The organism is Dactylosporangium sp. NPDC051087 (genome assembly GCF_055586325.1).
Genome location: NZ_JBVJIJ010000012.1, coordinates 325834 through 338922 on the forward strand (window position 1 = coordinate 325834; position 13089 = coordinate 338922).

The following is a 13089-nucleotide window of genomic DNA, read 5'->3' on the forward strand; positions in this document are numbered from 1 at the left end:
CTGGGCGCGGCCGCCGCCCTCATCCCTGACCGTTCCTTCGCGGAGCTCAGCGATCCGGTGCAGAGCGTCATGTCGGTGACCGTGCCGCTGCTGGGCATCCTGCTGATCGCCGACCTGCGCCGCGCACCTGGGACCAGCCGCCTCGCGCCGACCGTGCTGGCCGCGGTCCTGGTCGCCGCCGCCGTCGGCGGGTACGGCGTGCTGATCTGCGCGCTGACGACGGGCGGCTCGTGGCGGGACACCCCGGTCGTCGTCCTCGGCGGCGTGCTGGTGCAGGTGCTCGCCGAGCTGGTCGGCACGGGCATGGCGCTGCTGGTGCGGTCCCCGTGGCTGGCGTTCCCCGCCACGTTCCTGCCGTTCGTGCTGTGGCTCGCCCTGGACGGCGCGGCACGCGCGTGGCTCACCCCGTACGAGACGGCGCGCCACCTCCTGTCCGGTCAGATGACCCCGCAGGCCTGGCTGCAATGGCTCACGGTGTTCGCGCTGTGGGGCGTCGCCCTCAACGCCGCCGGCGCGGCGACGTTCGCGGCACGGCGGAGGAACCGTGCCGGTCCGGCCCGTGGCACGCCGCCCGGGGGCCTACAGTCGGGGCATGCCGGCCGGAACGAAGGATGACCCGTGGGCGCTGAAGACGCCGGCGCTCGTCTGCCAGGTCGGGTCGACCAGGCTGACCCGTCAGCCGCGCGCGATCTGAGCCGGTGGCTTCCTCCGACCGCGCGGGCGCGGGTGCGCAGGTGGGTGAGCAGGGTGTGGACGGGGGCGGGAAGGCGCGGGCGGCGGCGGTGCAGGGCGGCCATCGTGATGACGGTGGAGTCGCCGCGCAGGGGTCTGGTGACGATGAGGCCGGCGCGTTCGAGCGGGTCGCCGTGCACGCTGTAGTCGGGCAGGACGGTGAGGCCGATGCCCTCGGCGACCATCATCTTGCCCATCTCGGCGCCGTCGGTGGAGTGCCAGCGGGCCGGGAGGTCGGCGCCGAAGAGGCGGTGGGCGAAGCGGTGCATGAGGTAGCCGGAGCGCATCGCGACGAAGCGTTCGGCGCGCAGGTCGTCGGCGGTCACCGACGGGGCGGCGGTCAGCGGGTGGCCGGCGGGCAGGACCGCGGCGGGGCGGCCGGTGAGCAGCGGCGTCGCCTCCAGGTCGGGCGGCACGTCGTCGCCGTCGAGGAGGTTGACCAGGCCCAGGTCGAGGGTGCCCTCGGCGAGTGACACCTGGATCTCGTCCTGCTGGAGGTTGCGGACCTCGACGACGGCGCCGCTGTCGGCGGACTGGAAGGCGCGCACGGCGGGCAGGACCAGGGCGGCGGTGCCGGCGTTGACGGTGCCGATCCGCAGCGGGCGGCGGGTGGTGCGCTGGTTGCCGGCGGCCGCCTTGAGCCGGTCGACGGATTCGAGGACGTCGACGATCGGCTGGAGCAGCTCCTGCCCGGCGGCGCTGATCCGGGCGCCGGAGCGGTGCCGGTCCAGCAGGGTCACGCCGAGCTCCTGTTCGAGCTTGCGGATCGCCTCGCTCAGCGCGGGCTGGGACACGTGCAGTTGCTCGCTCGCGCGGCGCAGCGAGCCGTGCCGGGTGACCGCCGCCAGGTAGGCCAGCTGCTCGATGCGCATGCGTACTCCCGAACTCGACAAGGGTGAAAGGGGACGGCGGCCGGGGGGTCGACAACGCCTTCCATGAGGGGGCTTGCGCTTCAATACCCTACTAAGTCTATAGTATTTACCGAGATAACCAAGGGGTCACCGAGGACGCCGATCCGTCAGCCGTACTGGAGAGACGCATGCCCGCACGTCCCCTGCACTTCGCCGCGTTCGTGATGAACACCCCCGAGCAGATCGCCGACCAGCTGGAGCGCTGGCGGGCCGCGGGCGTCGACGGGATCAACGTCGTCAACGCCGAGATCCCCGGCAGCTATGAGGAGTTCGTCGACCACGTGATCCCGGTGCTGCGCGAGCGTGGTCTCGCCCGGCGCGAGTACCGCGAAGGCACCCTGCGCCAGAAGCTGTTCGGCCACGGCGACCGGCTCCCGCCGACGCACCCCGCCGCCCGGTACCGCAAGAGCGTAGGAGCGACGGCATGACGAAACGGCTGATCCTCAACCTGTTCGAGATGAACTGCGTCAGCCACATCACCCACGGGCTGTGGCGGCTGCCGGACAACAACCGGGAGCGCTTCAACGACATCGAGTACTGGACCGAGCTCGCCGTGCTGCTGGAGGAGGGCGGCTTCGACGCGGTCTTCCTCGCCGACGTCGTCGGCACCTACGACACGTTCCGGGGTTCCGCGGCCACCGCCGTCAGGCAAGGCCTGCAGATCCCGAACAACGACCCCGCCTCCGTCGTGCCGGCGATGGCCGCCGTGACGAAACACCTCGGCTTCGGCATCACCTTCTCCACCACCTACGAGCCGCCGTTCGCCTGGGCGCGCCGGGCCAGCACCCTCGACCACCTCACCAAGGGCCGGGTCGGCTGGAACATCGTCACGTCCTACCTGCCCAACGCGGCCCGCAACTTCGGCCACGACGGCGAGGTCGAGCACGACCACCGCTTCGAGCTCGCCGACGAATACCTCGACGTGCTCTACAAGCTGTGGGAAGGCTCCTGGGACGACGACGCGATCGTCGCCGACCGCGAGGGCAACGTCTTCGCCGACCCTGCGAAGATCCGCCCGATCCACCACAGTGGACCGTACTTCCAGGTGGAGGGCCCGCACCTGCCGTCGCCGAGCCGGCAGCGGACCCCGGTGCTGTTCACCGCGACCGCGAGCAGCGCCGGCACCGTGTTCGCCGGCAAGCACGCCGAGGTCGTCTTCACCGGCGGGCCGACCGTCGAGGCGCTGCAAAAGACGATCGCGGGCATCCGCGCCGCCGCGGTCGAGGCCGGCCGGCGCGCCGGCGACGTCAAGTTCGTCACCATCGCCGGGGTCGTCGTCGCGCCCACCGAGCATGAGGCGAAGGAGAAGTTCGCCCGCTTCCAGGAGCTCGCCAGCGCCGACGGCTACCTCGCCCACGCGGGCCTGCCGTGGGACCCGACCGCGTACCCGCCGGACACGAAGGTCGGCGACGTCGCCACCGGCGAGGGCCGGGTCAGCCGCTTCCGCGTCATCGACCCCGAGCAGACCGTCGGCGAGCTCCTCGAAGGCTTCGGCGACCTCGGCCGCCAGCCGCTGCTCGCCGTCGGCGACCCGGGACAGGTCGCCGACGAGATCGAGCGCTGGCTCGACGAGATCGGCATCGACGGCATCAACCTGCTGCAGTACCACTCCCTCGACACCGCCCGCGACTTCATCGAGCTCGTCGTGCCCGTCCTGCGCGAGCGAGGGCGCCTGCGCGGGACGTACGACGAGCGCGAGACCCTCCGCGACCGCATCTTCGGCGACGGCGACCGGCTGCCCGAGCGGCATTTCGGCGCCCGGTACCGCGGCGGCGCGCACCTACCGGTCAGCGGCATCACCGACCCTCCCAGAGCGAAGGAACCACAGTGACGACGAAAGTGAAGTCGCTTGTCGTGCTCGCGGCCGTTGCGCTGAGCGCGTGCGGCGCCGCGGAAGCGCAGAACGGCGGCACGCCGAAGACCGGCGGCACGATCATCTACGGGCACGTCCAGGAGCCGCCGTGCATCTTCGGCGGCTGGATCCAGCAGGCGTACATCTCCCGGCAGGTCCTCGACGGACTGGTCACCCTCGCCGAGGACGGCAGCGTCCAGCCGTGGCTGGCGACGAAGTGGGCGGTGTCCGCGGACGGCCTCACCTACACGTTCACACTCAAGGACGGCGTCAAGTTCACCGACGGCACCCCCGTCGACGCCGAGGCGGTCGCGTGGAACTTCGACCTGTGGGAGAACAAGGGCGGCAACAGCACCGCGAAGGTCTCCATCGACCCGTACTTCAAGGGCGCCAAGGCCGTGGACGCCAGGACCGTCGAGATCTCGCTGAGCAAGCCGTTCCCGCCGTTCCTGACGCTGATCACCCAGGGCTACTTCGGCATCCAGTCGCCGACCGCGTTCAAGGCCCGCACGGAGAAGGAGAACTGCGAGAAGCCGATCGGCTCCGGCGGCTTCACCGTCAAGGAATGGAAGCACGGCGAGGAGGTCGTCCTCGCCAAGAACCCGGCGTACACGTCCTGGCCGGCCACCGCGAAGCACGAGGGCCCGGCGATCGTCGACGAGGTCCGCTGGAAGTTCATCGCCGACGGCGTCTCCCGGTACGCGTCGCTGAGCACCGGTGAGTCGCACGTCGTGTACGAGGTGCCGACGGTCAACTGGAAGGACGCGACGGCGCGGTACCAGACGATCCGCTACATCACGCCCGGCAAGCCGGTCTCGTTCTACATCAACACGAAGACCGGCCCGTTCACCGACGCGGCGGTGCGCAAGGCGTTCGCCTACGGCGCGGACCGCAAGGCCGCCGTCGAGGCGGGCTTCCACGGCGTGATCCCCTACGAGGGCAACCCCGCCGTCAGCCAGGCCACGCCCGGCTACAACGCCGATGCGGCCAAGGCCTACGCCTTCGACCAGGCCAAGGCCAACCAGCTGCTGGACGAGGCCGGCTGGACGGGCCGCAACCGCGAGAAGGTCCGCACCAAGGACGGGCAGCCGCTCACCATCAAGCTCGTCTACGGCTCCGGCTTCATCTTCACCCAGGAGGGCGCCACCGTCCTGCAGGTGCTGCAGGAGCAGTGGAAGCAGGTCGGCTTCGACGTGAAGCTCATCCCCGCGACGCAGGCCGAGCTGTGGGGCGGCAAGTACTCCGACCCGAGCACGTTCGACGCCACCCCGTCCTACTGGACCAGCCCGGCGCCGTCGATCCTGTGGATCGTCTGGCGGCCCTCGACGGTGGCCGCGCCGAACGGCAGCAACCGGTCCTTCTACAACAACGAGCAGCTGTCCACGGTGATCCAGCAGGCGAACTCCGAGGCCGACGTCACGAAGGCCAACGCGTTGTACGGCCAGGCGCAGCAGATCATCCAGGACGACGCGGCCGGGATCGGCCTGTACACGCAGAACTCCACCTACGCCGTCGCCCAGAACCTCAAGAACGTGTGGCTCGAGAAGAGCCAGGGCGAGCCGGTCTTCTCCGACGCGTACTTCACCGGATGAGCACCGTGATCCGGGTGGCGTTCAAGGCCCTGGCGTCGATCGCGGTGATCGTGGCCGCCGCGTCGGTCACGTTCTTCGCCCAGCTGGCCGTGCCGGGCGACCGGGCCAACACGCTGATGAACCTGCAGACCGGGCAGGACAAGAAGTGGACGGCCGAGGAACTGGCGCCGCTCAACGAGCGGTTCGGGTTCGACGACCCGGTCGTCGTGCAGTACCTGGACTACCTCAACGGGCTGCTGCACGGCGACCTGGGCACGTCGTACACGCAGAAACGGCCGGTCGTCGACGTCATCGGCGGACAGCTGCTGCCGAGCCTCACGCTGACCGGCGCCGCGCTGCTCGTCGCCTGGGTCCTCGCGCTCGGCATCACGCTGCTGACCGTGAAGCGGGGCCGGTTCCTGACCGGCCTCGGCACCACCTGGGAGGCGCTCACGGCCAGCCTGCCGCACTACTGGGTCGGCGTCGTGCTGCTCGTCGTGTTCGCCGTGCAGCTGCGGGTGTTCCCGATCATCGGCGGCACCAGCGCGTTGGGGACCGTGCTGCCGGTGCTGACCCTGGCGATCCCTCTCGCGGGGTTCCTCGGGCAGGTGACCCGCGACGAGTTCGAGCAGGTGCTGCAGCAGCCGTTCGTGACCACCGCCCGCACCCGCGGGATGTCGGACCTCGGCGTGCGGCTGCGGCACGTGCTGCGGCACGCGATCCTGCCCGCGGTCACGCTGTCCGGGTGGGCGCTCGGCGCGCTCGTCTCCGGCGCCGTCATCGCCGAGAACATCTTCGGCCGGCCCGGGATCGGGCAGGTGCTGGTCACCGCCGTCAACACCCGCGACCTGCCGACGGTGTCCGGGATCGTCCTGGTCGTCGCGGCCGTCTACGTGGTCGCGAACCTCCTGGTCGACCTCGCGTACGCGCTGATCGACCCGCGGCTGCGCACGGCGGTGACGCCATGACGACGATCACCGCGACCGCACGCGATGTCCGGGTCCCGAGGCTCGGCACGGTCCTCTCCCTGCTGCTGGTCGGCTTCGTGGTCGTCGCCGCGCTGGCACCGGCGCTGCTCACCAGCGACAGCCCGACCGCGATCGACCTGAGGGCGACCCTGCGGGCACCGTCGTGGCAGCACCCGTTCGGCACCGACGACGCCGGCCGAGACCTGCTCACCCGGGTCATCTACGGCGCCCGCGAGTCCCTCGGGCTCGGCCTCGGCGCGACCGCCCTGGCGTTCGCGTTCGCCATCGCGCTCGGCTTCACCGCGGCCCTCGCCGGCGGGGTCGTCGACGCGGCCATCACCCGCTTCCTCGAGGTCGCGTTCGCGTTCCCGTCGCTGCTGCTGGCGCTGCTCGTCATCGCCGTGCGCGGCCCGTCCCTCGCCACGTCGATCGTCGCCGTCGGGATCGGGTCCGCGCCCGGGTACGCCCGGATGATCCGCGGGCAGGTCCTCGCGGTGCGGCAGGCCGGGTTCATCGAGGCGGCCACCGCGCTCGGCCACGGCCGGCTCACCGTCGTGCGCCGGCACCTGTTCCCCAACGCGATGCGGCCGCTGGTCGCGGTCGCCACCCTCGGCGTCGGGCAGTCGATCGTGTGGGCGTCGGCGCTGTCGTTCCTCGGCCTCGGCGTGGCCCCGCCCAGCTCCGAGTGGGGCGCCCTGCTCGACGCGGGCCGGCTGCACATCACCACGTCGTGGTGGCTGGAGATCCTTCCCGGCGTCGTCATCGTCCTGGTGGCGCTGTCCGTGACCTCGCTCGGCCGCACCCTGCAGCACCGACTCGGAGGAGCCGCCCGATGACCGCAGTGGACGAACGGACCGTCAGCCCGCCGCTGACGAAGACGGCGCTGCTGCGGGTCGACGGCCTGCGGGTCGCGTTCGGCGGCACGGAGGTCGTCAAGGGCATCAGCTTCGAGGCGAAGGCCGGGCAGTGCCTCGCCATCGTCGGCGAGTCCGGGTCCGGCAAGAGCGTCACCGCCCGCACCCTCGTCGGGCTCACCGGCCCGAACTCCCGGGTCACCGCCGACACGATCGACCTCGACGGCACCGACCTGCTGCGGGCCTCCGAGCGGGCGTGGCGGGGCGTGCGCGGCCGGCGGGTCGGGTTCGTCCTGCAGGACGCGCTCGTCTCCCTCGACCAGCTGCGCCGCGTCGGCGACGAGGTGGCCGAGCCGCTGCGGATCCACGGCCAGGGCAACCGCGCCGGACGCGCCGCCAAGGCCGTCGAGCTCCTGGGCAAGGTCGGCGTGCCGGAGCCGGCGGTACGCGCGCGGCAACGACCCTACGAACTGTCCGGCGGGCTGCGGCAGCGGGCCCTGATCGCGTCGGCGATCGCCCTCGACCCGCCGCTGCTCATCGCCGACGAGCCGACGACGGCGCTCGACGTCACCGTCCAGGCGCAGGTCCTCGACCTGCTCGCCGCGTCCAAGGCGCGCGGCACGTCGATCATCCTGATCAGCCACGACCTGTCCGTCGTGGCGCGGCTCGCCGACGAGGTCGCCGTCATGCGCGACGGCGACCTCGTCGAGCACGGCCCGGCCGCCCAGGTCCTGCACGACCCGCGGCACGACTACACGCGGATGCTCCTGGCGGCGATCCCGTCGGAGCACACCCGCGGCACCAGGCTCAGCGGACCGTCCACGGTGCCACGAGCACCCAGGGCGGTCGACCGTGGCCGGCCGGTCCTTTCGGCGCGGCACCTCACGAAGGTGTTCCGCGGCCCCGACAAGGTCGACCGGACCGTCGTCGACGACGTGTCCTTCGAACTGTTCGGCGGCGAGACCCTCGGCATCGTCGGCGAGTCCGGCTCCGGCAAGACCACCACCGCCCGCATCGCCCTCGCCCTGCTGGCGGCGACCTCGGGCGAGGTGCTCCTGCGCGGCGAGCCGTGGTCGGCGCTCACCACCACCGGGCGCCGGCCGCTGCGCAACCAGGTCGGCGTCGTCTACCAGGACCCGCACAGCTCCTTCGACCCGCGCTGGTCCGTCGGCCGCATCCTCGTCGACGCGCTCGGCACCGGCGACCGCCCGCCGGGCTCCAGGACCGAGGCCCGCGAGCGCGCCGTGCGGCTCCTCGAACAGGTCGGGCTCGGCGCCGCCCACTTCGACGCCGCGCCCCTGCGGCTGTCCGGCGGGCAGCGGCAGCGGGTCGCGATCGCCCGGGCGCTCGCGCCCGAGCCGGCCGTCATCGTCTGCGACGAGCCGGTGTCCGCGCTCGACGTGTCGATCCAGGCGCAGGTCCTCGACCTGCTCACCGACCTGCGGCACGACCTCGGCGTCAGCTACCTGTTCATCTCCCACGACCTCGGAGTCATCCACCATGTCAGCGACCGGATCCTGGTCATGAAGGACGGCCGGGTCGTCGAGCACGGCACCGCCGCCGACGTCTTCGAACGCCCGCGGCACGACTACACGCGCCAGCTGCTGACGGCGGTCCCGCGGCTGAGGTCGGCATGACGTCCTCCACCACCTCCACCTTCACCGAGCGCTTCGCGCCCGTGTTCGCCCGGATCGCCGCGGGCGCCGTCGAGCGTGAGGCCGACCGCCGGCTGCCGGCCGAGGAGGTCGACCAGCTGCGCGAGGCGGGGTTCACGAAGCTGCGGGTCCCCGTCGAGCACGGCGGCCTCGGCGCGACCCTGCCCGAGTTCGCCGAGCAGCTCATCGCGCTGGGCAAGGCCGACTCGAACCTGCCGCAGCTGCTGCGCGGGCACATCGGCTTCGTCGAGAGCCGCCGCACGCACGCCGACCCGGAGGTCCGCGAGCGGTGGCTGCGCCGCGTCGCCGCCGGCGTCATCGTCGGCAACGCGCAGAGCGAACGGGCCAGCACCTCCTGGTTCACGCCCGAGAGCACGCTGCGCCGCGACGGCGACAGCCGGCGGCTGGACGGCCGCAAGTACTACTCCACCGGCAGCCTCTTCGCCGACTGGATCCAGACCACGGCCGCGACCGAGGACGGCACGGCCAACGTCCTCGTCCCCGCGACCGCGCCGGGCGTCACCCGCATCGACGACTGGGACGGCTTCGGCCAGCGGCTCACCGGCAGCGGCACCACCCTGTTCGAGGACGTGCCGGTCGCGGCGGAGGACGTCGAGCCCTTCGAGGAGACCAGGTCCTCCCTGACGGCGGTGTTCCAGCTGGTACACCTGGCGAGCCTGGCCGGCATCGCCGAGGCCGCGGTCGCCGACACGGTGGCCTACGTCAACGGCCGCACCCGCAACCTGCACCACCCGGCCCACCCGTCGCCCGCCACGGATCCGCAGGTGCAGCAGGTGATCGGGCGCATCGCCGGCGCCTCGATCGTCGCGTCCGCCGCGGTACTGTCGGCCGCCGCCGCCATCGAGAGCGGTGACGCCGACCGCGCCGACGTCACGGTCTTCGGCGCGCAGGGGGTCGTCGCGAGGCTCGTCCTGGACGCCGTCACCGAGCTGTTCGAGGTCGGCGGCTCCTCGGCGGTGACCGAACGGTTCCGGCTCGACCGGCACTGGCGCAACGCCCGTACCCTCGCCTCGCACAACCCGGTGATCTACCGTGACCGCATCGTCGGGCAGTACCTGCTGGACGGCACCACCCCCAGCGCCGCGTACGCCGCGCTGCGGCAACGCGCGGGGGAGGGCTCGTGACGCGGACGCTCACCGCCGTCCCCGTGCTCACCGCCCAGGAGGCCGTGTCGGTCGCCGCCGGGCTCGCCGCGCGGTTCGCCGAGGGCGCCGCCGTCCGCGACGCCCGCCGGGTCCTGCCCGTCGCGGAACTGGACGAGCTGGGCGCGTCGGGGCTGCTCGCCATCACCGTGCCCGCCCGGCACGGCGGCGCCGGCCTGCCCGTCGAGACGGTCACCGAGGTCGTCCGGCTGCTCGCCACCGGCGACCCGAACATCGCGCAGATCCCGCACAGCCACTACGCCTACGTCGGCCACCTCCACCGGCACGGCACCGACGCCCAGCAGCGGCACCTCTTCGCCGAGGTGCTCGCCGGGCACCGCTTCGGCAACGCCCAGTCGGAGGTCGGCACGAAACACGTCCGCGACATCAGGACCACCCTCACCGACGCCGGCGCGGGTCGCCGGCGGTTGAACGGCCGCAAGTTCTACGCCACCGGCGCGCTGCTCGCCCACCGCATCCCGGTCCTCGCGCACCTGGGGCCGGACGGGCCGCTGCACGTGGCGTGGGTCCCGCGCGACGCCGCCGGGGTCGAGGTCGTCGACGACTGGGACGGCCTGGGGCAGCGGACCACCGCCAGCGGCTCCGTCGTGCTGCGCGACGTGCTCGTCGACGACGCGCTGATCACCCCGTACTCGGTGACGTTCGACGGGCCGCAGACCTACGGCGCGTTCGCGCAGGTGCTGCACGCCGCCATCGACGCCGGGATCGCCCGGGCCGCGGTGCTCGAGGCGGCCCGCTTCGTGCGTGAGCGCAGCCGGCCGTACCCGGACGCGCAGGTCGACCGGGCGGCCGACGACCCCCTGGTGGTGCACGCGTTCGGCGAGCTCGAGCTGGCGGTCCGGGCCGGTGAGGCACTGCTCGCCGAGGCCGCCCGGGCGATCGACCGGGCCGACACCGCACTGGCCGCCGACCGCGCCGACGCCGCCGACCGCACCGCCGACGCCTCGCTCGCCGTCGCCGCCGCGCGGGCCGCCACCAGCCGGGCCGCCGTCGACGCCGGCAGCCGGCTCTTCGAGGTGGCCGGCACCCGGTCCGCCGCCGCCGGGCTCGGCCTCGACCGGCACTGGCGCAACGCCCGCACCCACACCCTCCACGACCCGACCGCGTGGAAGATCCAGCACCTCGGCCGCTGGGCCGTCGACGGTACCCCACCCCCAAACCACGGACAGGCGTGATGACCGACCTCAAGTTCCACTGGTTCCTGCCCACCAACGGCGGCGACGGCCGGCAGGTCGTCGGCGGCGGACACGGCACCCCCGCCGGTGCCGCCGGCCGCCCCGCCTCCGTGCCCTACCTCGGCCAGATCGCCCGCTCCGCGGAGCAGCTCGGCTTCGAGGCCGCGCTCACCCCGACCGGGGCGTGGTGCGAGGACGCCTGGATCACCACCGCCATGATCGCCAGCGTGTCCGAGCGGCTGAAGTTCCTCGTCGCGTTCCGCCCCGGCCTCACCGCGCCGTTCCTCGCCGCGCAGATGGCCGGCACGTTCCAGAACCTGTCCGGCGGACGGCTGCTGCTCAACGTCGTCACCGGCGGCGAGAGCCACGAGCAGCGCATGTACGGCGACTTCCTGGACAAGGACGCCCGCTACGAACGCTGCGGCGAGTTCCTGTCGATCGTGCAGGACCTGTGGACCGGCAAACCCGTCACCTTCGAGGGCGCGTACTTCCAGCTGTCCGACGCGGTCCTCGCCCAGCTCCCCGATCCGCTGCCGCAGGTGTACTTCGGCGGGTCGTCCCCGGCGGCGCTCGCCGTCGCGGCCCGGCACGTCGACGTGTACCTCACCTGGGGCGAGCCGCCCGCCGCCGTCGCAGAGAAGGTGCGCCGGGTCCGTGACCTCGCCGCCGACCTCGGCCGTTCGCCGCGCTTCGGGCTGCGGGTGCACACGATCGCCCGGGACACCGCCGAGGAGGCCTGGGCCGAGGCGGACCGGCTGCTCGCCGGGATCTCCGAGGAGCAGATCCGCAAGGTACAGGAGGGGCTGCGGCGCAGCGAGTCCGAGGGGCAGCGGCGCATGCTCGACCTCAACGGCGGCACCAAGGACGGCCTGGAGATCCACCCCAACCTGTGGGCCGGGGTCGGGCTCGTCCGCGGCGGGGCGGGCACCGCGCTCGTCGGCAGCCACCGGCAGATCGCCGACCTCATCGAGCAGTACGTCGACGCCGGCGTCACCGAGTTCGTGCTGTCCGGCTACCCGCACCTGGAGGAGGCGTACCGCTTCGGCGAGGGCGTCCTTCCCGAACTGGCCGCCCGCGGTCTGTGGCGGCACCCATTCCCGTCGCGTGAGGTGGCGCCATCGGTGCCATTCGGAGGAGCGGTGACCCGATGAGCACACTACGGACCAACCAGGACCTCGACCCCGCCCGGCTCCGCGAGGTGTTCGGCATCTTCCCCAGCGGCGTCGTGGCGGTCGCCGCGCTCGTCGACGGCGTCCCCATCGGCCTCGCGGCCAGCTCGTTCACGTCGGTGAGCCTCGACCCGCCGCTGGTGTCGTTCTGCATCGCGAACACCTCGAAGACGTGGCCGCACCTGCGCCGAGCCGGCCACCTGGGGGTCACGATCCTCGCCGACCACCACTCGGCCGTCGCCCGGCAGCTGGCCGGCGCCGTCGACCGCCGCTTCGACGGGCTGCCCGTCACCGCGACCGCGGACGGCGCGCTCATCCTCGACGACGGGCTCGCCCACTTCGACACCACGATCTACAACGAGGTGCCCGCCGGCGACCACACCATCATCCTGCTGCGGCTGGTCGCGGCGGGCCGCTCGGCCCTGCCCGACCCGTCGCCGCTGGTCTTCCACCGCAGCCGCTTCGGCCGCCTCACGCTCTAAGGCGCCCTCTGGTCGCGGCGCCCTCTAGAGACCTTTCGGGGTCAGGGTTTGGGTGGGGATAGGCCGGTGGCGGTGAGGTAGCTGTCGAAGAGGCCGTGGCGGTATTGCATGCGTTTGAGGCGGTTCTTGACGGTGTGTTCCAGGGCGGTGGCGGTCCGGGTGGCGAGGTTGCCCAGGCTGCGTTTCAGTGCCGACCAGACCTTCTCGGTCGGGTTGAGCTCGGAGGCGTAGCCCGGTAACCGGTAGGCGCGCAGCCATGGCCGGGCGGCGATCAGCGTGCGCATCCGGGCGGACCTGTGGGTGTTGAGACCGTCCCAGATCAGGATGATCGGTCCGTGAAGCTGCTGGTGAGCGGCGTCGAGCATCCGGGCGAAGTCGTTCTCCCGGAAGCCTTTCGGTTCACCTTTGCGGCCCCGGTGCAGCATGGTGCGGTAGATCAGGCGCGAGCGGTCACCGGGCCGGTAGCAGACCAGACCCGCCACCGAGACCCGGACGTTACCGGCGGCGGTCACCGACACCACCGGCGTGCCCCCGCG

General features: G+C 72.5%; 12 protein-coding genes. 10 read left to right on the plus strand and 2 right to left on the minus strand.

Going from position 1 to position 13089, the window contains the following annotated elements; genetic code table 11:
- Window positions 1-437: 437 nt before the first annotated feature.
- A complete protein-coding gene (locus ACZ6TV_RS24520; RefSeq protein WP_465299567.1) occupies window positions 438-1604 on the minus strand; it encodes a LysR family transcriptional regulator in 1167 nt (388 codons plus the stop codon).
- A 167-nt stretch (window positions 1605-1771) separates the two neighbouring features.
- Between ACZ6TV_RS24520 and ACZ6TV_RS24525 the strand changes: the two genes are divergently transcribed.
- From ACZ6TV_RS24525 to ACZ6TV_RS24570, 10 genes are read left to right on the plus strand one after another with little or no spacing between them, the layout of a single operon-like run.
- Complete coding sequence (locus ACZ6TV_RS24525; protein ID WP_465299568.1) at window positions 1772-2071, plus strand: hypothetical protein; 300 nt, start codon at window positions 1772-1774, stop codon at window positions 2069-2071.
- Window positions 2068-3474 carry an LLM class flavin-dependent oxidoreductase gene (locus tag ACZ6TV_RS24530; protein WP_465299569.1) on the plus strand — a complete coding sequence of 469 codons (1407 nt, stop codon included), beginning with the start codon at window positions 2068-2070 and terminating at the stop codon, window positions 3472-3474. The genes ACZ6TV_RS24525 and ACZ6TV_RS24530 overlap by 4 nt, the downstream gene beginning before the upstream one ends.
- Window positions 3471-5087 carry an ABC transporter substrate-binding protein gene (locus tag ACZ6TV_RS24535; RefSeq protein ID WP_465299570.1) on the plus strand — a complete coding sequence of 539 codons (1617 nt, stop codon included), beginning with the start codon at window positions 3471-3473 and terminating at the stop codon, window positions 5085-5087. Before ACZ6TV_RS24530 ends, ACZ6TV_RS24535 begins: the two co-directional genes overlap by 4 nt.
- Window positions 5084-6034, plus strand: a complete 951-nt coding sequence (locus tag ACZ6TV_RS24540) for an ABC transporter permease (protein WP_465299571.1) — start codon at window positions 5084-5086, stop codon at window positions 6032-6034. The genes ACZ6TV_RS24535 and ACZ6TV_RS24540 overlap by 4 nt, the downstream gene beginning before the upstream one ends.
- The gene (locus ACZ6TV_RS24545; RefSeq protein WP_465299572.1) at window positions 6031-6870 is read left to right on the plus strand and encodes an ABC transporter permease; all 840 of its coding nucleotides are present in this window, start codon (window positions 6031-6033) and stop codon (window positions 6868-6870) included. The genes ACZ6TV_RS24540 and ACZ6TV_RS24545 overlap by 4 nt, the downstream gene beginning before the upstream one ends.
- Complete coding sequence (locus tag ACZ6TV_RS24550) at window positions 6867-8525, plus strand: dipeptide ABC transporter ATP-binding protein (protein WP_465299573.1); 1659 nt, start codon at window positions 6867-6869, stop codon at window positions 8523-8525. Before ACZ6TV_RS24545 ends, ACZ6TV_RS24550 begins: the two co-directional genes overlap by 4 nt.
- Window positions 8522-9688, plus strand: coding sequence for an acyl-CoA dehydrogenase family protein (locus ACZ6TV_RS24555; protein WP_465299574.1), 1167 nt, complete (start codon window positions 8522-8524; stop codon window positions 9686-9688). Before ACZ6TV_RS24550 ends, ACZ6TV_RS24555 begins: the two co-directional genes overlap by 4 nt.
- Window positions 9685-10902 carry an SfnB family sulfur acquisition oxidoreductase gene (locus ACZ6TV_RS24560; RefSeq protein WP_465299575.1) on the plus strand — a complete coding sequence of 406 codons (1218 nt, stop codon included), beginning with the start codon at window positions 9685-9687 and terminating at the stop codon, window positions 10900-10902. Before ACZ6TV_RS24555 ends, ACZ6TV_RS24560 begins: the two co-directional genes overlap by 4 nt.
- Window positions 10902-12053: an LLM class flavin-dependent oxidoreductase gene (locus ACZ6TV_RS24565; RefSeq protein WP_465299576.1), complete on the plus strand. Its 1152-nt coding sequence runs from the start codon at window positions 10902-10904 to the stop codon at window positions 12051-12053. Before ACZ6TV_RS24560 ends, ACZ6TV_RS24565 begins: the two co-directional genes overlap by 1 nt.
- Entirely contained in the window at window positions 12050-12553 is a 504-nt protein-coding gene (locus ACZ6TV_RS24570; protein WP_465299577.1) for a flavin reductase family protein, read from the plus strand. Before ACZ6TV_RS24565 ends, ACZ6TV_RS24570 begins: the two co-directional genes overlap by 4 nt.
- 41 nt (window positions 12554-12594) lie before the next feature.
- Here ACZ6TV_RS24570 and ACZ6TV_RS24575 read toward each other — a convergent pair.
- The coding region (locus ACZ6TV_RS24575) for a transposase (RefSeq protein ID WP_465299578.1) at window positions 12595-13089 on the minus strand (495 nt) is incomplete at its 5' end.